This is a genomic window from Petropleomorpha daqingensis (assembly GCF_013408985.1).
GTDB classification, from domain to species: domain Bacteria; phylum Actinomycetota; class Actinomycetes; order Mycobacteriales; family Geodermatophilaceae; genus Petropleomorpha; species Petropleomorpha daqingensis.
In genome coordinates, this window is record NZ_JACBZT010000001.1 from 1,637,083 (window position 1) to 1,661,438 (window position 24,356).

At 73.0% G+C, this 24,356-nt stretch carries 21 protein-coding genes; 5 read left to right on the top strand and 16 right to left on the bottom strand.

All coding sequences use genetic code 11. The features are described 5' to 3' along the window. Positions 1–241 precede the first annotated feature (241 nt). The 13 genes from GGQ55_RS08170 to GGQ55_RS08230 form a co-directional block, all read right to left on the bottom strand. Positions 242–1,855 (bottom strand): methyl-accepting chemotaxis protein, encoded by a 1,614-nt coding sequence (locus tag GGQ55_RS08170; protein WP_179715945.1) that lies wholly within the window; start codon positions 1,853–1,855, stop codon positions 242–244. 209 nt (positions 1,856–2,064) lie between these two features. Next, positions 2,065–3,696, bottom strand: a complete 1,632-nt coding sequence (locus GGQ55_RS08175) for a methyl-accepting chemotaxis protein (RefSeq protein WP_179715946.1) — start codon at positions 3,694–3,696, stop codon at positions 2,065–2,067. A 224-nt stretch (positions 3,697–3,920) separates the two neighbouring features. Beyond that, a complete protein-coding gene (locus tag GGQ55_RS08180; RefSeq protein WP_179715947.1) occupies positions 3,921–5,534 on the bottom strand; it encodes a methyl-accepting chemotaxis protein in 1,614 nt (537 codons plus the stop codon). A gap of 255 nt (positions 5,535–5,789) precedes the next feature. Next, positions 5,790–7,397, bottom strand: a complete 1,608-nt coding sequence (locus GGQ55_RS08185; protein WP_179715948.1) for a methyl-accepting chemotaxis protein — start codon at positions 7,395–7,397, stop codon at positions 5,790–5,792. A 169-nt stretch (positions 7,398–7,566) separates the two neighbouring features. Continuing rightward, positions 7,567–8,304: a trehalose-phosphatase gene (gene otsB, locus GGQ55_RS08190; RefSeq protein ID WP_179715951.1), complete on the bottom strand. Its 738-nt coding sequence runs from the start codon at positions 8,302–8,304 to the stop codon at positions 7,567–7,569. After that, positions 8,301–9,716, bottom strand: coding sequence for an alpha,alpha-trehalose-phosphate synthase (UDP-forming) (locus tag GGQ55_RS08195; protein WP_366488998.1), 1,416 nt, complete (start codon positions 9,714–9,716; stop codon positions 8,301–8,303). Before GGQ55_RS08195 ends, otsB begins: the two co-directional genes overlap by 4 nt. A 79-nt stretch (positions 9,717–9,795) precedes the next feature. Beyond that, complete coding sequence (gene crcB / locus GGQ55_RS08200; protein WP_179715954.1) at positions 9,796–10,161, bottom strand: fluoride efflux transporter CrcB; 366 nt, start codon at positions 10,159–10,161, stop codon at positions 9,796–9,798. After that, on the bottom strand, positions 10,158–10,505 hold the full coding sequence (locus GGQ55_RS08205; protein WP_179715955.1) for a DUF190 domain-containing protein: 348 nt from the start codon (positions 10,503–10,505) through the stop codon (positions 10,158–10,160). The genes crcB and GGQ55_RS08205 overlap by 4 nt, the downstream gene beginning before the upstream one ends. Then, complete coding sequence (locus GGQ55_RS08210) at positions 10,502–10,966, bottom strand: fluoride efflux transporter FluC (protein WP_179715957.1); 465 nt, start codon at positions 10,964–10,966, stop codon at positions 10,502–10,504. The genes GGQ55_RS08205 and GGQ55_RS08210 overlap by 4 nt, the downstream gene beginning before the upstream one ends. Positions 10,967–10,984: 18 nt before the next feature. Beyond that, positions 10,985–12,739 (bottom strand): N-acetylglutaminylglutamine synthetase, encoded by a 1,755-nt coding sequence (gene ngg / locus GGQ55_RS08215; protein ID WP_179715958.1) that lies wholly within the window; start codon positions 12,737–12,739, stop codon positions 10,985–10,987. A gap of 4 nt (positions 12,740–12,743) precedes the next feature. After that, positions 12,744–14,525 carry an N-acetylglutaminylglutamine amidotransferase gene (locus tag GGQ55_RS08220; RefSeq protein ID WP_179715960.1) on the bottom strand — a complete coding sequence of 594 codons (1,782 nt, stop codon included), beginning with the start codon at positions 14,523–14,525 and terminating at the stop codon, positions 12,744–12,746. Between the two features lie 51 nt (positions 14,526–14,576). Then, positions 14,577–15,074 (bottom strand): peroxiredoxin, encoded by a 498-nt coding sequence (locus tag GGQ55_RS08225; protein ID WP_366488999.1) that lies wholly within the window; start codon positions 15,072–15,074, stop codon positions 14,577–14,579. A gap of 110 nt (positions 15,075–15,184) precedes the next feature. Further along, complete coding sequence (locus GGQ55_RS08230) at positions 15,185–16,624, bottom strand: S8 family serine peptidase (RefSeq protein WP_366489000.1); 1,440 nt, start codon at positions 16,622–16,624, stop codon at positions 15,185–15,187. 134 nt (positions 16,625–16,758) lie between these two features. Here GGQ55_RS08230 and lhgO point away from each other — a divergent pair, with 134 nt between their 5' ends. From lhgO to GGQ55_RS08245, 3 genes are read left to right on the top strand one after another with little or no spacing between them, the layout of a single operon-like run. Continuing rightward, entirely contained in the window at positions 16,759–17,970 is a 1,212-nt protein-coding gene (lhgO, locus tag GGQ55_RS08235) for an L-2-hydroxyglutarate oxidase (protein WP_366489001.1), read from the top strand. Positions 17,971–18,019: 49 nt separating this feature from the next. Continuing rightward, positions 18,020–18,382 carry a hypothetical protein gene (locus GGQ55_RS08240; protein ID WP_179715962.1) on the top strand — a complete coding sequence of 121 codons (363 nt, stop codon included), beginning with the start codon at positions 18,020–18,022 and terminating at the stop codon, positions 18,380–18,382. After that, positions 18,375–18,803, top strand: a complete 429-nt coding sequence (locus GGQ55_RS08245; RefSeq protein ID WP_179715963.1) for a hypothetical protein — start codon at positions 18,375–18,377, stop codon at positions 18,801–18,803. The genes GGQ55_RS08240 and GGQ55_RS08245 overlap by 8 nt, the downstream gene beginning before the upstream one ends. On the opposite strand, the gene GGQ55_RS08250 is transcribed toward GGQ55_RS08245, so the two are convergent. Further along, positions 18,800–19,438, bottom strand: coding sequence for a hypothetical protein (locus tag GGQ55_RS08250; protein ID WP_179715964.1), 639 nt, complete (start codon positions 19,436–19,438; stop codon positions 18,800–18,802). The genes GGQ55_RS08245 and GGQ55_RS08250 overlap by 4 nt on opposite strands. Before the next feature lie 138 nt (positions 19,439–19,576). Here GGQ55_RS08250 and GGQ55_RS08255 point away from each other — a divergent pair, with 138 nt between their 5' ends. Next, positions 19,577–21,841: a SpoIIE family protein phosphatase gene (locus GGQ55_RS08255; RefSeq protein WP_366489002.1), complete on the top strand. Its 2,265-nt coding sequence runs from the start codon at positions 19,577–19,579 to the stop codon at positions 21,839–21,841. A gap of 3 nt (positions 21,842–21,844) precedes the next feature. Here the strand turns inward: GGQ55_RS08255 and GGQ55_RS08260 are convergent, their stop codons facing one another. Then, positions 21,845–22,360, bottom strand: coding sequence for a flavin reductase family protein (locus tag GGQ55_RS08260; protein WP_366489003.1), 516 nt, complete (start codon positions 22,358–22,360; stop codon positions 21,845–21,847). Positions 22,361–22,373: 13 nt separating this feature from the next. Then, positions 22,374–23,315, bottom strand: a complete 942-nt coding sequence (locus tag GGQ55_RS08265) for a hydroxymethylglutaryl-CoA lyase (RefSeq protein WP_366489004.1) — start codon at positions 23,313–23,315, stop codon at positions 22,374–22,376. 130 nt (positions 23,316–23,445) lie between these two features. Here GGQ55_RS08265 and GGQ55_RS08270 point away from each other — a divergent pair, with 130 nt between their 5' ends. Next, entirely contained in the window at positions 23,446–24,336 is an 891-nt protein-coding gene (locus tag GGQ55_RS08270) for a sensor domain-containing diguanylate cyclase (RefSeq protein WP_179715966.1), read from the top strand. The last annotated feature ends 20 nt before the right edge of the window (positions 24,337–24,356 follow it).

A 24,356-nucleotide genomic window follows, 5' to 3' on the forward strand; every position in this document is an offset into this window, starting at 1 on the left:
GGCCGCCGCGGCGGATCTGGTGTTTCTCGCGGACGGACCGTCATTGGCACGAAGCGAGTGACCGGGCCGGATGTAGTCACCCCAACCCCGTGTGCGCAGCGAGGTTAAGCGTCGTTCCAGGGATTGTTGACAAAGTTGAGCGGCGCGTCGCGGCACGCAATTCGGCGGTGCACGAGAAATGTCGGCGACCGCCTTTCCCGAGTCGACGGGTCGACAATTCTCCGCCGCGACCGGACGACCCTCACCAGGTGAAGCGGCTCACCGCGGTGCGCAGGTCCGCCGACATCCGGGAGAGCTCGTCCACCGCGGCGCGGGTGTGGGTGAGCGCCTGCGTCGTGGAGTCGGCCGCGGTGGAGACGCTCTGGATGTTGGCGGCGATCTGACCGGTACCGCCGGCCGCCTCCTGCACCGAGCGGGACATCTCCGTCGTCGTCGCGGTCTGCTCCTCGACCGCCGAGGCGATCGTGGTCTGCCGGTCGCTGATCTGGCTCACGATCGCGCTGATCTCCTCGATCGCCGTGACGGCAGCGCCGGTGTCGGCCTGGATCGCCTGCACGCGCCGGGCGATGTCCTCCGTGGCCCGCGCCGTCTCCTGCGCGAGTTCCTTGACCTCGTTGGCCACCACCGCGAAGCCCTTCCCGGCCTCCCCGGCCCGGGCCGCCTCGATGGTCGCGTTCAGGGCCAGCAGGTTCGTCTGCTCGGCGATGCCCGTGATCACCTTGATCACGTTGCCGATCTCCGCGGACGACTCGCCCAGCTTCGCGACGGTCGCCGTCGTCGTCTGCGCGGCGACCACCGCCCGGCCGGCGACCTCGGAGGCCTCCGCGGCGTTCGACGCGATCTCGCGGATCGACGCGCCCATCTGCTCCGCGCCCGCCGCCACGGTCTGCACGCTGAGGCTGACCTCCTCCGCGGCGGAGGCCACGACACCGGACTGCGCCGAGGTCTCCTGCGCCGACGAGGAGATCTGCGCCGAGGACGCCGACAGCTCCCCCGACGACGCGGCCACCGCATCGGCCGAGGAGCTCACCGCGGCCAGCACCTCGCGCAGGCTGCCCTGCGCGGACTGCAGCGCCCGGGCCATGCGCCCGATCTCGTCGCCCTGGCGCACCTCCACGTCCGCCGTGAGGTCGCCCGCGGCCAGCCGCTCCAGCACGCCGGACACGGCGCGGACCGGACGGACGATCATGCGGCCGATGAGGACGGCGAGGCCGGCGGCCACGACGGCACCGACGCCGAGCGCCAGGAGCATCCACGTCCGGCTGGTCGACGTCGACGACGCCGCCGCGGCCGCCGACGGCGCCACCTGAGCCTGCACCTGCTCGAACATGTGGTCCAGCGGCTCGGCATAGGCGTCGTCGGCGTCGGCCAGGGCACCTTCGACGACGCTCTCGGCGGTCGCGGTGTCGCCCTGCTGGACCGCCGGCACCAGTTGCTGGTCGCGGACGGTGCGCCAGTCGTCGAGGCGGGCCGAGAACTCGTCCAGATCGCGGACCGCGGCGGTGTCGTCGGCCAGCACCGCGGCGGCGCGCACGGCGGCGAGGTCGTCGTCCATCTCGGCGTCGGTGTCCTGTGTGTCGGCGAGCGCCTGCTGCAGCTCGTCGGGCTCGTTGGCCTCGACGACGGACTGGATGTTGACCCGCATGTCGCCTTCCATGTCCCGCAGCTCGGCGCCGTGCTGGAGGACGACGGCGATCCGCGAGAGGGCGACCGTGCGGTCCTCCACGGACCCCAGCCCCCGCACGCCGACGACCGTGACGACGGCCGTGGCGAGCAGTGCGACGCCGACGGCGACGGTCACCTTGACGGCCACGGACAGATCGCGGAAGCGCCGCGACGACGAACCGACGGTCATCTTCGATCTCCAGGACAGCGAGCCGGAACAACAGGTGGCGCGCAACGTAGGGCCCGTACCTGAGAGCCGGCACATTTTCCGGGAGTGTCGGGCAGCGTTTCGAAGAAAGCTCGGTCGGCGTCGCAGAATTGTCGACTTGGCTCCAGAAATGCATTCGGGGCCGTGCGGACGACGTGTCCGCACGGCCCCGAATTCCGGGACCGCCTCCGTCAGTAGGTGAAGCGGCCCACCGTGGTGCGCAGGTCGGCGGCCATCCGGGAGAGCCCGTCGACGGCGGTGCGTGTCTGACCGAGCGCCTGGGTGGTCGATTCCGCGGCCGTCGAGACGCCGGTGATGTTGCTGGCGATCTGGCCGGTGCCCCCGGCCGCTTCCTGGACCGAGCGGGACATCTCGGTGGTGGTGGCGGTCTGCTCCTCCACGGCGCTGGCGATGGTGGTCTGCCGGTCGGAGATCTGGCCGACGATGGCGCTGATCTCCTCGATCGCCGTCACCGCGGCGCCGGTGTCGGCCTGGATCGCCTCCACGCGGCGGGCGATGTCCTCGGTCGCCTTCGCCGTCTCCTGCGCCAACTCCTTGACCTCGTTGGCCACCACGGCGAAGCCCTTGCCCGCCTCGCCGGCGCGCGCCGCCTCGATCGTGGCGTTCAGCGCCAGCAGGTTGGTCTGCTCGGCGATGCTCGTGATCACCTTGATCACGTTGCCGATCTCGGCCGAGGACTCGCCCAGCTTGGCGACCGTCGCGGTGGTGGTCTCGGCGGCGGTCACCGCGCGGGACGCGACCTCGGAGGCTTCCGCGGCGTTGGAGGCGATCTCCCGGATCGAGGCGCCCATCTGCTCGGCACCCGCGGCGACGGTCTGCACGTTGCGGGAGACCTCCTCGGCGGCCGAGGCCACGACGCCGGACTGCGCCGAGGTCTCCTCGGCGGAGGCGGAGATCTGCGCGGAGGAGGCCGACAGCTCCTCGGACGAGGCGGCGACCGCGTCGGCCGAGGCGACGATCTCGCCCACGGTGGCGGCCATGGTGCCGGCGGCGGTGTTCAGCGCGGTGGCCATGCGGCCCAGCTCGTCGTCCGACCGGACCTCCAGCCGGACGGTGAGGTCGCCGTCGGCCACCCGCTCGAGACCGGTCTGCACCTCGCGGATGCCGGAGGCGATCCGGCGGGAGACGAAGAACGCCACCATCAGGCCCAGCACGACGGCGGCCGAGGTCACCGAGAGGCTGACCACAGTCGCGACTGACTTCGCGTGGTCGGCGTCGGCGCGGGTCGCGGCGACGCGGGCGTCCACCGACTTCTCCAGCTGCGTCATCGCCTGGTCGAGGACGTAGAAGACGTCCCACTTGTCGCCGGTGGAGACCGCGTCGCCCTCGTCGAGCCGGCCCTGCGCCCACAGCGCGAAGATCTGGTCGTTGAAGGCGCTCATCTTCTGCCAGTTCTCCTGGATCGTGTCGAGGCTCGTGCGGCCCTTCGCGTCCAGCTGGCTGCGATCGATGCCGAAGAGCTTCTCGAAGCCCTTCGCACCGTCGGTGTAGTTCTTCACGTTGTCGCCGTTCGGGTCGGCGGCAGCGGCCCCGCCGTCCACCCGGGCTCGCCAGGCGGTGATGTTCTGCCAGTTGGCCGCCCACAGCAGCTGGTAGCGCGCGGCCTCGACCTCGCGCTGCACCCCGACGGCAGCGGTGGCCTGGTCGTTCAGCCGGTCGATCTCGTTGCGGCTGATCGTGCTGGTGACGGTGACGGCCAGCAGGCCGATGAGCAGGACGGCGGCGAGGCCGAAGATGCGGGCGCGGACCCCTTGGTCGCGCCACCAGGAGCGGCGGGCGCCGTCCGGGCGAGTGGTGTTCATGATGGGCGGAAGTCCTGTCTGGGTCGTTCGGGAGGGCGTGACCACACTCGCAAGAATTTCTCTTAGAACTGAGAGGTTCCTCTCGTGTCGGGAAATTCGATCGGCCACTTCCTCGGCGGTGTCGATTTGTCCACGCATTCGCCGGGAGAGTGCCGGGAAATGCACGGAGGGCCCGCACGGACGAATGTCCGTGCGGGCCCTCCGAGCAATGGACCTGAGCGGGATCAGTAGCTGAAGCGCCCCACGGTGGTGCGCAGCTCCGCGGCCATCCGCGAGAGCTCGTCCACAGCACTGCGCGTCTGCGTCAGCGCCTGGGTGGTGGAGTCGGCAGCGGTGGAGACGCTGGTGATGTTCTCCGCGATCTGGCCGGTGCCCCCGGCTGCCTCCTGCACCGAGCGGGACATCTCGGTCGTGGTCGCCGTCTGCTCCTCCACGGCGCTGGCGATGGTGGTCTGCCGGTCGGAGATCTGGCCGACGATGGCGCTGATCTCCTCGATCGCCGTCACCGCCGCGCCCGTGTCGTGCTGGATGGCCTCGACGCGGCGGGCGATGTCCTCGGTCGCCTTCGCCGTCTCCTGCGCCAGCTCCTTCACCTCGTTGGCCACGACGGCGAAGCCCTTGCCGGCCTCCCCGGCGCGCGCCGCCTCGATCGTCGCGTTGAGCGCCAGCAGGTTGGTCTGCTCGGCGATGCTCGTGATCACCTTGATCACGTTGCCGATCTCCGCGGACGACTCGCCCAGCTTGGCGACCGTGGCGGTGGTGGTCTCGGCGGCGGTCACCGCGCGGGACGCGACCTCCGACGCCTCGGCCGCGTTGGAGGCGATCTCGCGGATCGAGGCGCCCATCTGCTCGGCACCGGCGGCGACGGTCTGCACGTTGCGGGAGACCTCCTCGGCGGCCGAGGCCACGACGCCGGACTGCGCCGAGGTCTCCTGCGCCGACGACGAGATCTGCGCGGACGACGCCGACAGCTCCTCGGACGACGCGGCCACCGCGTCCGCGGACGCCACGACTGCCGCCATCACCTGGCGCAGGCTGTCCTGCGCGGCATCGATCGCGTCGGCCATCCGGCCGACCTCGTCGCGCTGGTCCACGGCCGCGCGCTGGGTCAGGTCACCGTCGGCCAGCCGCTCGGCGGACTGCCGCACGCGGTCCAGCGCCCGGGTGATGCCCCGCGCCACGAGGATCCCGAAGACCAGGGCCAGCAGTGCGCCGACGATCATCACGACCAGCAGCGCGGTCCGCGTGGAGGTGTAGTCGTCGTGGGCGGCCGCGGCCTGCTGCGCGGCGGTGGTGCCCTCCAGGTCCGAGAGGCCCTGCAGCTCCTCGACGATCTTCTGGCTGAGCGGGCCGACCTTGTTGGTGCGCAGGTCGATGAACTCGGGGCTCTGGGCCTTGCCGGCGGCGCCGAGGGCGTCGAGCTGCTTGCCCAGCTCGATGTACTGGGCGATGTCGGCCATGGCCGTCTTCACCGCGGCGCGGACCTGGGCGGTGGGCTCGGTCGTCGCCAGGAGCTGGTCGGCCGCGTCGTTGAGGGCGCTGCGCGCCTCGTCCCGCGCGGTCAGGTAGTTCTGCTTGGCCGTGGGATCGGTGCTGTAGGTGGAGCTCGTCGAGTTGAACCGGCTGCTCAGGAACTGGAACCGGATCTCCTGGGCCAGCTGCGACCCGAGGACGTTCTGCTGGTGCATCTCGGCCGTCCGGTCGGCCGCGGTGGAGAGGGCGCGCAGGCCGAGGACGCCGGTCACGAGCGTGACGACGACGGCGAGGCCCACGGCGATGGTCACCTTGGCGGCGACGGAGAGGTCGCGGAATCGCCGCGACCGGGAATGGACACGCATCTTCGGGTCTCCTGGAGAGGACGGAACAGAGTGCTCCGCTCCGTCTCCGGCCGTGAGGGCGGCCTTGTCGGAGCACGGGCGTAGCGGCCAGGAAGTTAGGTCGTCAAAGCATCTCCGGGGAGCACTTCCCGGGCGTGTCGGGATGACCCGTGGAGAAAGGTCGGCGACCGCCACGGATGTGTCGACATGGCAATTCCGAGAAATGCAGAGGGGCCGTGCGGACGACGTCGTCCGCACGGCCCCTCTGAACTGCTGTCAGTACGTGAAGCGACCCACCGTGGTGCGCAGCTCCGAGGACATCCGCGACAGCTCGTCCACGGCGCTGCGGGTCTGCGTCAGCGCCTGCGTGGTGTCGCCGGCCGCGGTCGAGACGCTGGTGATGTTCTCCGCGATCTGACCGGACCCGCTCGCCGCCTCCTGCACCGACCGCGACATCTCCTGCGTCGTGGCCGTCTGCTCCTCCACCGCCGAGGCGATGGTCGCCTGCCGGTCGGAGATCTGGGCCACGATCTCCGAGATCTCCTCGATCGCGGTCACCGCGGCGCCCGTGTCGGCCTGGATGGCCTCGACGCGGCGGGCGATGTCCTCGGTCGCCTTCGCCGTCTCCTGCGCCAGCTCCTTGACCTCGTTCGCGACCACCGCGAAGCCCTTGCCTGCCTCCCCGGCCCGCGCCGCCTCGATCGTGGCGTTGAGCGCCAGCAGGTTCGTCTGCTCCGCGATGCTCGTGATCACCTTCACCACGTTGCCGATCTCGGTCGAGGACTCGCCCAGCTTGGCCACCGTGGCGGTGGTCGCCGCCGCGGCGGCGACGGCCTTGTTGGCGACCTGGCTGGCCTCCGCGGCGTTCGTGGCGATCTCACGGATGGAGGCACCCATCTGCTCGGCACCGGCGGCCACGGTCTCCACGCTGCGGGAGACCTCCTCGGCGGCGGCCGACACGACCCCGGACTGGGCCGCGGTCTCCTCGGCCGACGACGCGATCTGGGTCGACGAGGCGGAGAGCTCCTCGGCGCTGCTGGCGACGGCGCCGGCGGACCCGGCGACGACCCCCATGACCTCGCGCAGGTTGGCCTGCGCGGTGTCGAGAGCCGCGGCCATCACGCCGATCTCGTCCGTGCTGCGGATGTGCGTGTCGACGGTGAGGTCGCCGCGGGCCAGCGCCTCGAGCGAGGCCTTCACCCGCCGGACCGGCAGGGTCACCGACCGGAGCGTCACGAGGCTGATGAGCAGGATCACGGCGAGCCCGGCGGCGGCGGACGCGAGCGTGATCAGCCGGGTGCGGGCGATGGTGTCGTCGAGGGTCTTCTGCGCCTCGTCGGACTGCGCGGCGAGTGCGTCCTTGGCGGCGCCGACGGCGCCGTCGGACAGGTCGTTGGCCTTCTGGATGTCCTCCCACTGCGCCCGCGTCCCGACCTGGTCGCTGATACCCGTCTCGATGAACTGGGTGATCGCGTCGGTGTACTGCCCGAAGGTCGAGGCCAGGTCGGCCACCGCCGCCGCGCTCTTGCCGGTCAGCTTGATGGTGGCCAGCTCGTCGAGCAGGTCCGTCCCGGTCTGGATGTCACCGGTCAGCTCGTCCATCTCGGCGGCCGGGTCGGGACGGACCAGGGTCTTGTACCCGTCGACCTTCAGCTCGCTGGCCCGGGTGTCGAGCTGGAGCACGACCTCCTGCGCGTGGTTCAGGTCGGCCAGCTGCCGGTTGGCGGTGCCGATGTCGGCGTTGCCGATCAGGACGGCGGCCAGCAGGAAGCCGAAGGCGAGCACGACGACGGCGATGAGGGCGCCGAACTTCTGGGCGAGAGGCCGGTTGGCGAACCAGCCCGGCGGCCGACCCGCCTTCCTCGGCAATGCGGTGGTGCTCATGGGTCACTCCTGGGAACCGGAACGGCAGAGGGCGGGGTGGTGCGCACCGGAGATGTTGCTCCCCGCAAACCCATTTTTGGGTTGAATCTCTCCAGTTTCCCGAATTGTGTCCCGGCGACCGGGTCAGCTCTTCACCACTGCCGTTTTGTCGACATTCCGGAATGGTCGGTCAGCGACCGACGAGCCCGGCCAGCTCCTCCAGGAGGACGACGACGGCGGCGGGGTCGGCGACGCGGTGGGCCGCGGCCGTCTCGCCGTCCCCCACCTTGATCCCGAGGTCACCCGGCTCGAGGGCGCGGAAGCCGTCCTCGTCGGTGACGTCGTCCCCCAGGTAGATCGCCGCGGCGACACCCAGCTCGGTGCGCAGCCGGCGCAGGGCGCTGCCCTTGTCGGCGTCGGTGACGGCCAGCTCGAGCACGTTCTTGCCGGGCTTGTGCGTCAGGGACGGATCGGCCGTCGTCGCCACCCGCTCCAGCAGCGCCGCGCCCACCTGGGCGTCCGGGACCTGCCGGACGTGGACGGCGACGCTCGCCGGCTTGACCTCCAGCCGCGCCCCGGCGACCTCGGCGACGACCGGGGCGAGGGCGCGGGCGAGGGCGTCGCGGCGGTCGGCGAGCTCGCCGGTCAGCGGGCCGTCGAACTCGGCGCCGTGACTGCCCACCCAGCGGTACGGGCCGATCAGCCCGCTGGTGCGCTGGAGGTCGGCGACACCGCGGCCGCTGACCAGCGCGACGATCACGCCGTCCGCGGCGGCCAGCCGGCCCAGCGCCTCGGCCACCCCGCGCGCGGGGACGGCGGCCGACGGGTCGTCGACCAGCTCGGCGAGCACGCCGTCGTAGTCGCTGGCCACGAGCAGCGGCCGGCGGGCGGCCACCTCGGCGAGCGCGGCGGAGAGGTCCGGCGTCACGCGGAGGTCCCGGCGCGCCCCTCGGCCTGGGCGCGCAGCGCGTCGAAGAACGAGCTCGCCCAGTGCTCGAGGTCGTTCTTGGCCAGGTAGCGGCGCATCGCGCGCATGCGCTTGGCGCCGTCGGCCGGCTCCTGCCGCAGCGCGCGGACCAGCTGGGCCTTGACCCCGGCGATGTCGTGCGGGTTGACCAGGTAGGCCTGCTTGAGCTCGGCCGCCGCGCCGGCGAACTCCGAGAGCACCAGCGCGCCGCCGAGATCGCCGCGGGCGGCGACGTACTCCTTGGCCACCAGGTTCATGCCGTCGCGGTATGGGGTGACCAGCATGACGTCGGCGGCGCGGTAGAGCGCGGCGAGCTCCTCGCGGGGCATCGACTGGTTGAAGTAGTGCACCGCCGGCCCCGCGATCGAGCCGTAGACGCCGTTGATGTGCCCGACCTGCTGCTCGATCGTCTCGCGCATGTGCACGTAGTGCTCGACCCGTTCGCGGCTCGGCGTGGCCACCTGCACGAGGACCGTCTCCGGCGCGCTGACCACGCCGTCCTCCAGCAGCTCCTGGAAGGCGTTGAGCCGGACGCCGATCCCCTTGGTGTAGTCGAGCCGGTCGACGCCCAGAACCATCTTGTCCGGGCTGCCGAGCTCGGTGCGGATCTCCTTGGCCCGGGCGATCACCTCCTCGGAGGAGGCGAGCCGGTCGAACGAGGCCACGTCGATGGAGATGGGGAAGGCCTTCGCCGCGACCGTGCGCTTCTCGTACTCGATGACGTTGCCGCGGGTGTTCAGGTCGTGGAGCCGGCGGGCCAGCTGGACGAAGTTCGCGGCGGCGGCCGGGCGCTGGAAGCCCACCAGGTCGGCCCCGAGCAGGCCCTCGATGACCGCCTGGCGCCAGGGCAGCTGGGTGAACAGCTCGTACGGCGGGAAGGGGATGTGCAGGAAGAAGCCGATGGTCAGGTCGGGCCGCAGCTGGCGCAGCAGCGCGGGGACCAGCTGCAGCTGGTAGTCGTGCACCCAGACGATCGCGTCCTGCGCGGCGACCTCGGCCGCCCGCGCGGCGAACCGCTTGTTGACCTGCACGTAGATGTCCCACCAGCGCCGGTGGTACTCCGGCTTCTCCACCACGTCGTGGTAGAGCGGCCACAGCGAGGCGTTGGACATGCCCTCGTAGTAGCCGTCGACCTCCTCCTCGGAGAGCGGCACGGGCATGAGGTGCATGCCGCCGGACTCGAAGGGCTCGGGCGCCTCTCCGGCCGAGCCGGACCAGCCGACCCAGGCACCCCCGCGGCCGGCCACGAAGGGCTCCAGCGCGGTCACCAGGCCGCCGGGGCTGCGCTGCCAGCGCGTCGTCCCGTCCGGATCGGTCACCTGGTCGACCGGCAGCCGGTTGGCGACGACGACGACCGGACTGTCCGCCGGCACGTGTCCTCCCCTTGCCGTTCCCCCGCTGCTCGTCATCCCGGTCGACCCTATCGACCGCTCGGCCGGGCGGCACCCGGGGTCAGGCGAGCGCGCTGCCGACCGTCCAGCCGAGCGCGACGGCGCCGAAGCCCGCGACCAGCGGGACCACGACGTTCGCCACGGCGAGGAACCGCGCCCGGGTCTCCAGCAGCCGCAGCGTTTCGTAACTGAACGTGCTGTACGTGGACAGGGCGCCGCAGAAACCGGTGCCGAGCGCCAGCGCGAACGCGGGGGAGACGGCGTCCGCCCCGCCGGTGAGCCCGCCGAGCAGGAAGGAGGCGACGACGTTGACCGCGAGCGTGCCCCACGGGAAGACGCTGTCGTGCCGGGTCTGCACCCAGCGGTCGGTGAGGTAGCGGGCGGGCGCGCCGACCGCGGCGCCCAGCGCCACCCACAGCCAGGTCACGCGTCGCTCCGCCCGGCGTGGTGGACCACCTCGACGTCCTCGACGGTGACCAGCCCCTCACCGACCAGCTCCACCACCTGGGGGAGGAACGCCTCGATCCGGTCGGCGGTGTCGACGATCACGACCGACACGGGGAGGTCCTCGGACAGGCTGAGCAGCCGGCTGGTGTGGATCTGCCGGGAGGCGCCGAAGCCCTCGATGCCGCGGAACACCGACGCGCCGGCCAGGCCGGCCGTGTGCGCGCGGTGCACGAGCTCGCCGTACAGCGGGCGGTGCCCGACGACGTCGCTCTCGCCCACGACCACCGTCAGCCGCCGGGCGGGCCCGGAGAGGGTCCGGGTCATCGCCGGTCCCGCCGCCGTCGCCCGCCGACCGCGCGGGCGACCACGACCCCGAGGGCGGCGGCGAGCAGGGCGCACACCGCGGACCCGACGAGGTAGAGCAGCGCCAGGCCCGGTCGGTCGGCGCGCATGAGCTCGGGCACCTCGACCATGGCCGTGGAGAACGTGGTGAACCCGCCGAGCACGCCCACGCCCAGGAACGGCCGCAGCAGCCGGTGCGGCGAGGTGAGCAGCTCGGTCAGCAGGACCATGAGCGCGCCCAGGAGGAACGAGCCGACGACGTTGATGCCGAACGTGGTGACCGGCCACGCCCCGTCGCCGGCGGGGAACGCCCGCTCGAGGGCGAACCGGGCCTCGGTGCCGGCCACCCCGCCGAGCGCGATGACCGCGAGCACCGCCGGGTCCAGCGCGCGCGTGCGCCGCTGCGCCGGCACGTGCAGGTCGACGTCCGGGTCCACCGCCACGGCCGGACGATAACCCCGTCAGCCGCGCGTCTCGGGGAACAGCAGGTCGACGAACCGCGCCGCGGTCGGCTGCGGCTCGTGGTTGGCCAGGCCCGGGCGCTCGTTGGCCTCGATGAAGACGTGGTCGGGGCCGTCGACGTCGGGGACGAGGAAGTCGATCCCGGTCACCGGGATCCCGATCGCCCGGCTGGCACGGACGGCGGCCTCCGCGAGCTGCGGGTGCAGCCGGTCGGTGACGTCGTCGATCGTGCCGCCGGTGTGCAGGTTCGCCGTCCGCCTCACCCGGATCTGCTCGCCCGACGACGGGACGTCGTCCAGCGCGAAGCCGGCGTCCTCGACCACCTCGGCCGTGATGTCGTCGACCGGGATCGTCGACTCCCCGCCGGTGGCCCGCGCGCGCCGACGGCTGGTCCGCTCGATCAGCTCGCGCACGCTGGACCGGCCGTCGCCGATCACCTCGGCCGGACGGCGGACCGCGGCGGCGACCACGCGGTGGTCGATGACGACGACCCGCAGGTCGTCACCGTCCACCAGCTCCTCCACCAGCACGTCGGGGCAGAACTGCGCCGCGGTCGCCACGGCCCGCTCCAGTCCCTCCCGGTCGCGCACGCCGACGGTGATCCCCCGGCCCTGCTCGCCGCGGGCCGGCTTCACGACCACCTCGCCGACCTCGTCGAGCAGCGCGCTCGCCGCGTCGAGCTCGCCCTCGGCGGCGGTGGCGCCCCGGGGCACCCGCACGCCGGCCCGCTCCATGAGCCGGCGGGTCACGCGCTTGTCGTCGCAGCGGCTCATGGCCACCGCGGAGGTGAACTCCGAGAGGGACTCGATGGTCAGCACGCTGCGGCCGCCCAGCGACAGCCGCAGCTCGCCGGACTCGGCGTCGGTGACCTCCACGCGGATCCCGCGGCGCAGCGCCTCGTCGGCGATGATCCGGGCGTAGGGGTTGAGGTCGTCGAGCTGGGCCGGCTGCGCGGCGAACAGCGGCGAGTTGATCGGGTTCTTCCGCTTCACGCACACGGCGTTGACCTGGCCGAACCCGAGCTTGCGGTACAGCGCGATCGCCGCGTCGTTGGTGTGCAGGACCGACAGGTCGAGGTAGGCGCGGCCGCGGGCGGCGTACCGCTCGGCCAGCACCCGGACCAGCCCCTCGCCGGTGCCGGTGGGCGCGTCCTGGGCGTCGACGGCGAGGCACCACAGGCTGGTGCCGCCCTCCGGATCGCCGAAGGCCAGCTCGTGGTCCACCCCCGTGACCGTGCCGATGATCTCGCCGGTGCGGCGGTCCTCGGCCACGAGATAGGTGAAGGCGCGGGTGCGGTGGTTGGCCCACATGGTCACCGCATCGGCCAGCACCATGCCGTTGTGCGCGTAGATGTCGTTGATCCGGTTCATCTCCGCGGCGGAGGTCACCGTGCGCACGAAGACCCCGCGGATCACGTCCGGCCGCGGCCGGTAGCGGTGCAGGTCGAGCCGCAGCGTCAGCGACGGGTCGAGGAACAGCTCGTCGGGGGCCAGCCCGATCAGCACCTGCGGATCGCGCGGGTAGATGCAGATGTCCCGGCGCCCGGACTCCTCGGCGCGCAGCGCGTCGAGGACGCCGCGCAGGTCGGCGAAGGTGTGGCCGAAGACCAGCCGGCCCCACCCGAGGTCCAGGACGACGTCGGACTCCATGCCGCGCCGCTGGTGGGCGGACGGGCGCTTCTCCGAGCGGCTGGTGAGCGTCGGGGGCGGGCTGCCGCGGCGGCGCGCGCCGGCCACGCGTGGTTCGGCTCCCATCGGTTCAGACCCCGTGGGTCTGCAGCCACAGCTCCAGCAGGCCCAGCTGCCACAGCTTGTTGCCCTTGAGCGGGGTCAGCTCCCCGTTCGGGTCGGCCAGCAGGGCGTCGACGTACTCGGGGCGGAACAGCCCGCGCTCGCGCGCCGCCTGCCCGCACAGCGCGTCGCGGACCATGTCGAGCACCTTGCCCTCGAGGTGGGTGATCGCCGGGACCGGGAAGTAGCCCTTCGGCCGGTCGATCACCTCCGCCGGGATGATCCGGCGGCCGATCGCCTTGAGCACGCCCTTGCCGCCGTCGGCGAGCTTGAGCTCCGGCGGGCAGGCCGCGGCCAGCTCGACCAGGTCGTGGTCGAGGAACGGCACGCGGGCCTCCAGCCCCCACGCCATGGACATGTTGTCCACGCGCTTGACCGGGTCGTCGACGAGCATCACCTCGCTGTCCAGGCGCAGCGCGGCGTCCACCGCCGTCCCGGCGCCGTCGGCGAGCATGTGCCGGCGCACGAACGCCAGCGACGGGTCGCCGTCGGCCCGGTACCGGTCGGTGACCAGCCGGGCCATGTCGTCGTCGTCCCGGTCGAAGAAGCGCTCGGCGTAGGCCGCGACGCCCTGCTCGGGCGAGAGCCCGGCCAGCGGCGGGTACCAGTGGTAGCCGGCGAACACCTCGTCGGCGCCCTGCCCGGACTGGACCACCTTGATCGACTGGCTCACCCGCTCGCTGAGCAGGTCGAAGGCGACGACGTCGTGGCTGACCATGGGCTCGCTCATGGCGCCGATGGCGTGGTCGAGCGCGCCGGCGAGCTCGTCGGAGGAGACCCGGATGCGGTGGTGGTCGGTGCCGAAGTGCTCGGCGATGACGTCGGAGTAGCGGAACTCGTCGCCCGCTCGCCCGGCCACCGCCTCGAAGCCGATGCTGAACGTGGCCAGCCCGGTCTGCCCCTCCTGCGCGAGCAGGCCGACGATGAGGCTCGAGTCGAGGCCACCGGAGAGCAGCACGCCGACCGGGATGTCGGCGACCAGCCGGCGCCGGACGGCGACCCGCAGCGCCTCCTCGATCGCGTCCTCCCAGTCGCAGGCCGACCAGCCCTCGTGCTCGGGACGGCGCTCGTACCGCGGCTGCCAGTAGCGGTGCTCGCGGCTGGTGCCGTCGGCCTCGATCACCCGGACGGTGGCGGGCGGGAGCTTGCGGACGCCGGCCAGGATCGTGTGCGGCGCGGGGACGACGGCGTGCCAGGTCAGGTAGTGGTGCAGGGCGACGGGGTCGATCGAGGTGTCGACGTCGCCGCCGCGGAGCAGCGCCGGCAGCGAGGAGGCGAAGCGCAACCGGTCCGGCGTCTCGGCCAGGTAGAGCGGCTTGATGCCCAGCCGGTCGCGGGCCATGACCACCCGGCCGGTGTCGCGCTCGTGGATCACCACGGCGAACATGCCGTGCAGGTGGTCGACGACGTCGGTGCCCCAGTGGTGGTAGCCCTTGATCAGGACCTCGGTGTCGCTGGTGGAGAAGAACCGGTAGCCGTGGCCCTCCAGCTCGGCGCGCAGCTCCTGGTAGTCGTAGATGCAGCCGTTGAAGACGGCGGTCAGGCCGAGCTCGTTGTCGACCATCGGCTGGGCCCCGTGCGGGGAGAGGTCGATCACCGACAGCCGCCGGTGGCCGAGGGCGACCCGGCCGGAGCTCCAGGCGCCCTGCCCGTCCGGCCCGCGGGGCACGAGCGCGCAGACCATGCGGTCCACGGCCGCGGTATCGGCCAGGGAGCCGTCGAAGGTGATCTCGCCGGAGAGGCCGCACATGCGTTCTGATCTAACCGGCTTCCGCGCCGGCATGCCTCCGGACGACCGAGATCACATCGGGCGGTCCAGCGCGGCGAGGGCCTTGGCCGCGTGCCGGCCGAACCGGAACTCGCTGCGGACCACCTCGGTCACCCGCCCGTTCGCGCCGACGACCACGGTGTGCCGCCTCACCGGAGCGGCGGCGATCGAGCGGCTCACCCCGTAGGCGGCGCAGACCGCGCCGTCGGCGTCCGAGAGCAGCGGGAAGTCGAACCCTTCCTGCTCGGCGAACGCGCGTTGCCGCTCGACGCTGTCCCGGCTGATCCCGATGGGCTGGGCGCCGAGGGAGGTGAAGTCGGCCGTGCGGTCCCGGACGCCGCACATCTCCTTGGTGCAGCCGCCGCTGCCGGCCAGCGGGTAGAAGAAGATCGCCACCGGCCCGTTGCGCAGGAGATCCGAGAGGCTGCGCGGGATGCCGAACTGGTCGGGGAGCTCGAAGTCGGGGGCCACGTCGTCCGGCTGCATGGCGGGCATTCGCAGCCGCCCGACCAGCCGGTTCACCTGTTCCACGTGGAACGCCGGTGATCAGGTTCCCTGATCGAAGGCTGTCCTCCCGCAGCAGCGTTGGTGCAGGAGGACAGCCGTTGATCAGGTCACCTGATCACCGCTCGGTGCCGGCGTCAGCCGCGGAGGCGGTCGACGGCGGCGACGACGTCGACCAGGCCGGTGCCCTTGTCGAACGAGGTCGAGTAGCCGCCGACCGACCGGTAGGCCGCCCCGTTCGAGTACTGGTACGCGCTGCCCTTCAGCGCCGCCTCGATCTCCGCGGCGGTCGCGGACGGGTCGGCCTGGAAGAGCTGCGCCACGATGCCGGCGATGTGCGGGGCCGCCATCGAGGTGCCGCTGATCGTGTTGAACGTGCCGATGTCCAGCGGCCCGGGCCCGTTCTGCGGTGCCAGCCCGGTGGAGCAGATCGGCAGGTACACCCGGCAGGAGCTGGTGATGTTCTCGCCCGGGGCGGAGATGTCCGGCCAGGTCGACGGGTCGGCCGAGTCGCCGCGCGAGGAGTAGTCGCTCACCGTGCCGTCGCGGGTGCCGGTGTCCTGGTCGAAGTAGGAGGCGACCGAGATGATGCCGCCGGTCGGGTCCTGGCCGGGCGGGTTGGTCAGGGACGACGAGCCGTCGCCCCCGTCGTTGCCGGCGGCCCAGACGGTGACGACGCCCTCGGCCGCCAGCGCGTCCTGCAGCTTGACGGTGGCCGAGTTCGGGTCGAACGCGCCGCCGCCGGTGGGGCCGTAGGAGTTGTTGGTGACCTTGATCGGCGGGCAGGTGCTCGCCGGGACGCCGGCGCCGCAGGGCGCGTCGTGGTGCTCGAGGACCCAGTTGAGCGCGGAGTCGGCGCCCACGATCAGCAGCACCGCGCCGGTGGAGATGTCCACGAGGCTCGCGCCGGGCGCGGCACCCTGCAGCTGCGTCCCGTCGGTCAGCGTGGTCGGCCGCCCCGCGACGATGCCGTTGACGTGCGTGCCGTGACCGCCGCCGGAGATCGTGTCGGTGTCGAGGGAGTTCGGCACCTGGACCACGCAGTCGCTGCTGGTGTTGGACTCGTCGAGGCAGACGCTCTTGTAGCTGGCGACGACGGCGCTGGTGCCGTCGCTGTTCTGCAGGAACGGGTGGGTCGGGTCGACGCCGGAGTCGATGACCGCCACCGAGACCCCGCTGCCGTCCAGCGGCTGCCCGTTCGCGCCGGTGAGCGTGCTGACCGCCTCCGCGCCGCGGGTGGCGGTGTTGGAGGTCTGGTCGAAGAACTCGATCGGGCTGTTGCCCTCGAGGTAGGTCACGCCCGGCTGGCTGCGGGCGGCCTGGACCTGGCTGCCGGTGCCCGAGGCGACGACGACGCCGATCTTCTCGAACTCGGTGATCGACCGCATGCCCGTCGCCTGCACGGCCGAGCGGGCGGCGGCGATGTCCGTGCCGTGCACGAGCACGGTGGTCGGCGTCGCGGCGGCCAGCGTGGACAGCTGGTGGGACAGGAAGGCCTGGACGGGCGCCAGGGACGGGGTGGCGGGGGCGGCCTGTGCGGGGGAGACGGCGAAGACGGCGGCGACGACGGCCGCCACGCTCCCCACTCCCAGCGCTCGGCGGGACCGGCTCAAAGACGCTCCTCGGGTCAGGTGCGAAACACGGCTCTGTGTGGCCTGTCTGAACGAGCGACCGCCGCAGGGGTTACCGGTTGGTAGGAGAAACTGGACGGGTGCCAACGCCGGGCGAGGAACGGATCGGGGTCATCGGGGCCGGCATCGTGGGGCTGGCGGTCGCGCGACGGCTCGCGCAGCTGCGGCCGGACGCGCAGATCACGGTGGTGGACAAGGAGTCCGACGTCGCCGTCCACCAGACCGGCCACAACAGCGGCGTCGTCCACGCCGGGATCTACTACGCGCCCGGCTCGCTCAAGGCGCGGCTGTGCACCCGCGGCCGCGGCCTGCTGCGCGAGTTCTGCGACGAGCACGGCATCGCCTACGACGAGTGCGGCAAGCTCGTCGTGGCGCGGAACGACGACGAGCTGCCGAAGCTGCGCGAGATCGAGCGCCGGGCGGCCGAGAACGGCGTCCCCGGCGTGCGGTGGCTCTCCGGTGCCGAGCTGACCGAGATCGAGCCGGCGGCGGTGGGCGCGGCGGCGCTGCACTCGCCGCACACCGCGATCGTCGACTACCGGGCGGTCGCGCGGGCCATGGCCGAGGCGCTGGCGGCGACGGGGCACGAGGTCCGGCTGGGCTTCGAGGTCACCGGGCTGCGCCGCGAGCTGGGCGGCGAGGTGGTGGTGTGCTCCGCCGACGAGGCGTTCGCCGTCGACCGGCTGGTCGTCTGCGCCGGGCTGCAGACCGACCGCGTCGCGCGGCTGGCCGGGGACGAGAAGGGCCCGGCGATCGTGCCCTTCCGCGGCGAGTACTACCGGCTGGTGCCCGAGCGCGAGCACCTGGTCCGCGGGCTGATCTACCCGGTGCCCGATCCGCGCTACCCGTTCCTGGGCGTGCACTTCACGCGGCGGATCGGCGGCGGCGTGGACGTCGGGCCGAACGCCGTCCTGGCGCTGGCCCGGGAGGGCTACACCTGGGGCCGCGTGCGGCCGGGTGAGCTCGCCGCGACGGTCGGCTGGCCCGGCATGCGGCCGCTCGCCCGGCGGCACTGGCGGATGGGGCTGAAGGAGCTCCGCGGCTCGCTGTCGAAGAAGGCGTTCATGGCCGCGGCCCAGGAGTACGTCCCGGAGGTCACCGCGGACGACGTGGTGAAGGCGCCGGCCGGCGTGCGCGCGCAGGCGGTCGACCGGGACGGCACGCTGGTCGACGACTTCCGGATCCACCAGGTCGGGCCGGTGGTCACGGTCCGGAACGCGCCGTCCCCGGCCGCGACGTCGGCGCTGGCCATCGGCGAGCACATCGCCGATCGGGTGCTCGCCGGGGTCTGACGACGGTCGGGGAGGATGGCGGCATGCCCGCCGATCTCCCGACGCGCCCGTGACGACGCTCGCCGTCCTGGTCACGGTGGCCGCGGGGCTGCTGGCCGTCGTCGGGGTGGTCTCCACGGCGGCCGGGCGGCGGACCGGTCAGCTGCACCTCGCCGCTGCCGCGCTGCTGGAGGTGCTGCTGCTGGTCCAGGCGGTCGTCGCCGTCGCCGGGCTGATCGGCGGCCACCACCCGAAGGAGACCGCCGCCTTCCTCGGCTACCTGGTCGGCCTGGTCCTCGTCCCGGTCGCGGGCGTGCTGTGGGCGCGCAGCGAGCCCACCCGCTGGGCCGGCACGGTGCTGGTCGTGGCCGCGGTCGTCGTCGCCATCATGGACTGGCGGCTCATCCAGCTCTGGAACGTCACCGGTGCCTGAGCAGCCGGCGGACACCGCGGCCGGCCCCGGCCGGGTGCTGGTCGGGCTGTATGGCCTGTTCGCCCTCGCCGCCGGGGCTCGCGCCGCCGTGCAGCTGGCCACGAACTTCGCCGAGGCCCCGGTCGCCTACCTGCTGTCGGCGCTCGCCGCGGTGATCTACGTGGTGGCCACGATCGGGCTGGTCCGCGGCGGTCCGGGCGGACGGCGGACCGCGATGATCGCCTGCACCGTGGAGCTGGTGGGCGTGCTCGTCGTCGGCACGCTGTCGCTGACCGACCGGGCCGCCTTCCCCGACGCCACCGTCTGGTCGGTGTACGGCAAGGGCTACGGGTTCGTCCCGCTCGTGCTGCCGGTGCTGGGCCTGCTGTGGTTGCGGCACCAGGCCGAGCTCGCCGCGGACGACGACGAGCCCGCCGCCTAGAAGTCCCCTCCGCCGTCGAAGTCGCCGCCGCCGTCGAAGCCACCGCCGTCGTCGTAGCCGCCGTCGGCGTAACCCTCGTCGTAGCCGGCCGCGTAGGCCTCCTCGTCGCCGCCGCCGAACAGGCCGCCGTCGCCCAGCCCGGTGTCGAACAGCGCGTCGGCGACCGCGGTGCCGATCACCAGCCCGCCGATCGTGCCCAGCAGGCTGCCGCCCACGATGCTGCCGAAGCCCGGCCCGCCGTACCCGCCGCCGTACCCGCCGCCGTAGCCGGGGCCGGAGCCGCCGAACGCGCGCTCGAGAGTGCCGGGTCGGCGCACCTCGGCCCGCGTCGCCGCACGCGCGAGGCTGCGCGGGTCGTCGGCCTGCGGGTTCTCCCCCGCGGCCGACAGCTGCTCGAGCACCTGCCGCCGCTGGTCCGGCGTGAGCTGGGCGAAGGCCTCGGCGTGCGCCTGCTCGATCTGGTCCGGCGGGGCGGTGCGCAGCAGGTAGCGGTAGCGCTCGATCGCCTGCTCGTCCGGCGTCCGGGCCCGCTGGCGGGACGGCTGGTCGTCGTAGCGGGCGTACCGGTCGTCGTACCGGTCGTCGTAGCGGTCGTACCGGTCGCGCCGGTTGAAGAGCCGGTCGAGCAGTCCCATGGTCGTTGCCTCCCCCACTCAGCCTGTCCTCCTGGCACGAGCGACGCGACTGCGCCGTTCCCGCTCGGGGAAAGCCGCAGGCCCGGGAGGGCATCCCGGCCGTGGTGCGCGTCGCGAGCGCCCGGTTAGATTGGTTGTGTGCCGCCCAATCGCGACCGCGACCCCGCAGTGCCGGGGATCGTCGCCGAAGCGAGCGCGGTGGTCTCCGAGCACGCCCGCGACGCGGGTGCCCCGACGGCGCTGCCCGGCGTCCTGGCCGACGTGCCGGTCGCCGTCCTGGTCATCGACCAGAAGGCCAGCTCGGTCATCTACGCCAACGTGGCCGCCGTCGAGCTGGCCGGCAACGTCTCGCTGCCCGTCGACGTCGACACCTGGGGCGCCTCGGCGGGGCTCACCGACCTCACCGGGGAGCCCCTGGCCCGGACGGCCAGTCCGCTCTCCCTGGTCGCGCAGGGCCAGCCGGTCACCGGCGAGGCGGTCCGCCTCCTGCCCGGCACCAGCTCCGAGCCGGTCCGCGCCCGGCAGGACGACGGCCTGTCCGACCAGCTGCTGTGGGTCACCGGCTTCCCGCTGTCCCAGGTCGGCAGCGAGCAGCAGCTGGCCCTGGTGGTCTTCCTGCAGCTCGACGTGGCGGACAACGTCGAGGACCCCGATGCCTACCTGCAGGCGCTGCGCGAGCGGGCCGTGCTCGCCACGGACATCACCTTCACCATCACCGACCCGCGCCAGCCGGACAACCCGCTGGTGTGGGTCAACCCGTCGTTCACCCGGGTGACCGGGTACGAGTACGACGACGCCGTCGGCCGCAACTGCCGGTTCCTGCAGGGGCCGGCGACCGACCCGGACGCGGTGGACGGCATCCGGGCGGCCCTCGCCGAGCAGCGCACGGTCACCACCACGCTGCTCAACTACCGCAAGGACGGCACCGCCTTCTGGAACCAGCTGTCGATCAGCCCCGTCTTCGACGGGGAGGGCGAGCTGGTCAGCTTCGTCGGCGTGCAGACCGACGTCACCGAGCGGGTGCGTGTCGAGCACGAACGGGCCGCGGCGTTCGCGGCCGAGCAGTCGGCCCGGCAGGAGGCGGAGCTCGCCCGCGCGATCGCCGAGCAGGCCCGCGCCGACGCCGAGCGGGCGCAGGAGAGCGCCGAGCAAGCCCAGAACCGGCTGGCGCTGATGTCCGAGGCGAGCAGCGCGCTGCTGGGCACGCTCGACATGCCCACGCTGCTCGGCCGGCTCGCCGACATCTGCGTCCCGGGCCTGGCCGACTGGGTCGTGCTCACCCTGGTCGACGCCTACGGCGAGGTCCGCGACGCCGTCGGCCGGCACAAGGACGGGTTCGAGACCGAGCTCGCCGCGTTCGCCGCGACCCACGCCCTGCACCTGCCCGCGGCCTCACCGAGCCGCCGCAGCCTGGCGACGTCCCAGCCGGTGCTGGTGGACCTCACGCCCGAGAACCGCGCGGAGATCTTCGTCTCCCCGACGGCGCGGGAGGTCGTCGAGCGGCTCGGCGGGGCATCGGTGCTGACCGTGCCGATGTCGGCGCGGCGACGCACCCTCGGCGCGATGGCGCTGGTCCGGACGTCGGCGGAGCGCCCCTTCGGCCAGGACGACGTCGACCTGGTCCACGACCTGGCCCGCCGCGCGGCGCTGGCCATGGACAACGTGCGGCTCTACCAGCAGGAGCACACGGTCGCCGACACGCTGCAGCGCTCCCTGCTGCCGGTGCTGCCCGAGATCCCCGGCATCCGCGCCGCGGCGCACTACATCAGCGCGTCCACCGCCGCCGACGTCGGCGGGGACTTCTACGACCTGCTGGAGCTGCCCGACGGCTCCATCGGCATGGTCATCGGCGACGTCGTCGGGCACGACGTCGCCGCGGCCGCCGCGATGGGTCACCTGCGCGGGCTCATCCGCGCCTGCGTGTGGGAGGCCGAGGACGACGACCCGTCCGCGGTGCTGGCCCGCGTCGACCGGCTCGTGCAGGGCCTGCACGTGGCGCCGATGGCGACGCTGGTCTACGCCCGCGCGGTCCCCCCGAGGGACCCGGGCGGTCCGTGGCGGCTGCAGGTCGCCAACGCCGGTCACCCGCCGCTGCTCGTCCGGTACGCCGACGGCACGGTCGAGCTCTGCGACGACGTCACCGGGTTGCTGGTCGGCGTCGACAGCGACACCGTGCGGCCGACGGTGACCGCCGAGATCCCGGCCGGCACGACGCTGCTGGCCTACACCGACGGGCTGATCGAGCGTCCCGGCACGGACCTGGACGAGGGGATCGCGGAGCTGCGTGCGCGGCTGGCCTCGGCCCCGCCGGACGCCGATCCGGACCTGCTGTGCGACGTCGCGGTGAGCGGCAGCCTCGACGGGCGGGACGACGTGGCGCTGCTGGCCGTCCGCTTCGAGTGAGCGTCAGCCGTCGGCGCGGGTGACGTCGAGCAGCCCGTAGTTGCCGCGGTGGAACAGCAGCGGCCGACGGGTGGGATCGGCACCGAGGTCGAGCACCCGGGCGACGACGATCGTGTGGTCGCCGCCCTCGTACTCGGCCCACAGCTCGCCGTCGATCCAGGCCACGACGCCCTCGAGCACCGGTGAGCCGTGCCGGCTGCGGGTCCAGGCGACGCCGGTGAACTTGTCGCCACCGGAGCGCGCGAACTTCTGCGACACCGCCGTCTGGTCCTCGGCCAGCACGTTCACGCAGAACCGACGGATCTCGCGCAGTCGCGGCCACGTGGTCGAGGTGCGCGACGGCGCGAAGGCGACCAGCGGGGGATCGAGCGACAGCGAGCTGAACGACTGGCAGGTGAAGCCCAGCGGCCCGTCCGCGGTGTCGGCGGTGACGACGGTGACCCCGGAGGCGAAGTGGCCGAGCACGTCGCGCATCACGCGCGGATCGACCGCTCCGGGGTCCTGTTCGGCAGCCGTCACACGGACCAGCCTGTCATCGGTCGGCGCCCGCCGCCGTCCGTGGCACCGACCGGCCGCCGGCCCGGTACAGCGAGCTGGGCAGCTCGTGCCCGACCGCCTGCTCGGTGACCTTCGCGGCGGCGAGGACGGCGTCGAGGTCGAGGCCGGTGCGGACGCCGGACTCCTCCAGCATGTAGACCAGCTCCTCGGTGGCGATGTTGCCGCTCGCCCCGGGCGCGAAGGGGCAGCCGCCGAGGCCGCCGACGGACGAGTCGAGCTGGGTCACCCCGGCCTGGACGGCGGCCAGCGCGTTGGCCTGGCCGGTGCCGCGGGTGTCGTGGAAGTGCACGCCCACGGCGATGCCCGGGCAGGCGCGGCGGACCGCGTCGAGCAGCTGCACGACCCGCAGCGGCGTCGTCGTCCCGATGGTGTCGCCGAGGCACAGCTGGTCGGCGCCCGCCGTGACCGCGGCACGGGCGACGTCGACGGTGCGGGTGATCGGCGTCCGCCCGTCGAACGGGCAGTCCCACGCGGTGGCGATGATGACCTCGAGCGAGCCGCCGGCGCCGTGCGCCAGGGCGGCGATCTCGCCGACTGCGCCGACGGCCTCCGCGGTGCTGCGCCCGGCGTTGGCCCGGCTGTGCCCGTCGGAGGCCGAGACCACGTACTCGAGGTTCGACACGCCGGAGTCGACCGCGCGCGACGCGCCGCGGGGGTTGGCCACCAGCGCCGACCAGTGCACGTCGCCCCAGCGGGACAGCTCGGCGGCGACCTGGTCGGCGTCGGCCAGCGCCGGCACCGCCTTCGGCGAGACGAACGAGGTGGCCTCGATCCGGCGGACCCCCGTCGCGACCAGCGCTTCCAGCATCTCCAGCTTGGCGCCGAGCGGGACCGGCGCCTCCAGCTGCAGCCCGTCGCGCATGCCGACCTCGCGGATGTCGACCTCGGCGGGCAGCACCAGGTCGAAGTCGTTCACAGCGCCCTCCAGTCTCATCCCACGTGTCCCCTTCGCATCCTGCACCCCAACTGCGGCATCAACTGCACGGGTACGGGGGACACTGGTTATCCACAGGATGACCTGCGCGGGGAGGAGAGGGGGTGCCGGCATGACCGAGCTGGTGGACGCGCGCCCACCGGTGGACCGGGGCAGCGCCTTCGCCAACGCTCCGATGGGCGTGGCGCTGTGCACCCCCGACGGCGTCGTCACCGACGCGAACGCCGCCCTCGCCACCCTGCTCGGCCTCGCGCCCGCCGACCTGCTGGGCCGGGCGCTGTTCGACCTCATCCACCCCGAGGACGTCGAGGGCGCCCGGGAGGCCTACGCGGTCCTCGGCCGGCACCCCGGCCGGCCGATGCGGCACGAGTGCCGGTTCCTGCGGGAGGACGCCACCGCCGTCCCGGTGCAGATCGCGACGGCGTGGGTCGCCGCGACCCCGGACGGCGGCCCGGCGCACCTGGTGATGATCGTCGAGGACATCACCGACCGGAAGGCGCTGGAGGCAGCGCTGGTGCACCGGTCGCTGCACGACCCGCTGACCGGGCTGCCCAACCGCATCCTGTTCCACGACCGGCTGCGGCACGCGCTGGACCGCGGGCACCGCGAGCGCACGCCGACCTGCGTGCTGATCATCGACCTGGACGGGTTCAAGGCGGTCAACGACGAGCACGGCCACCCGATGGGCGACGCCGTCCTGGTCGCCTTCGCCGGCCGGCTCACCTCGGTGCTGCGGGCCAGCGACACCGCCGCCCGGCTGGGCGGCGACGAGTTCGCCATCGTCTGCGAGAACACCGAGCGCCCCGAGGCCGAGGTGCTGGCCGACCGGGTGCGGACGACGGTCACCGACCCCCTGGTGATCGGCGACCTGTCGATGACCATCGGGATGAGCATCGGCATCGGCTCGGCCCCCGGCGGCGGGGACCCCGACGAGTTCTACGAGCGCGTCGTGCGCGAGGCCGACGACGCGATGTACGCCGACAAGGCCGACCGCCGCCGCTGACCACCGGCAGAAGTCGCGAC

What these genes read in the sequence shown, in the direction of transcription:
- GGQ55_RS08205 (WP_179715955.1), bottom strand. Translation starts at nt 10,505, where the DNA reads ATGACCCGGACCCTCTCCGGGCCCGCCCGGCGGCTGACGGTGGTCGTG.
- GGQ55_RS08185 (WP_179715948.1), bottom strand. Translation starts at nt 7,397, where the DNA reads ATGAGCACCACCGCATTGCCGAGGAAGGCGGGTCGGCCGCCGGGCTGG.
- GGQ55_RS08175 (WP_179715946.1), bottom strand. Translation starts at nt 3,696, where the DNA reads ATGAACACCACTCGCCCGGACGGCGCCCGCCGCTCCTGGTGGCGCGAC.
- GGQ55_RS08170 (WP_179715945.1), bottom strand. Translation starts at nt 1,855, where the DNA reads ATGACCGTCGGTTCGTCGTCGCGGCGCTTCCGCGATCTGTCCGTGGCC.
- GGQ55_RS08220 (WP_179715960.1), bottom strand. Translation starts at nt 14,525, where the DNA reads ATGTGCGGCCTCTCCGGCGAGATCACCTTCGACGGCTCCCTGGCCGAT.
- ngg (WP_179715958.1), bottom strand. Translation starts at nt 12,739, where the DNA reads ATGGGAGCCGAACCACGCGTGGCCGGCGCGCGCCGCCGCGGCAGCCCG.
- GGQ55_RS08270 (WP_179715966.1), top strand. Translation starts at nt 23,446, where the DNA reads ATGACCGAGCTGGTGGACGCGCGCCCACCGGTGGACCGGGGCAGCGCC.
- GGQ55_RS08180 (WP_179715947.1), bottom strand. Translation starts at nt 5,534, where the DNA reads ATGCGTGTCCATTCCCGGTCGCGGCGATTCCGCGACCTCTCCGTCGCC.
- GGQ55_RS08250 (WP_179715964.1), bottom strand. Translation starts at nt 19,438, where the DNA reads ATGGGACTGCTCGACCGGCTCTTCAACCGGCGCGACCGGTACGACCGC.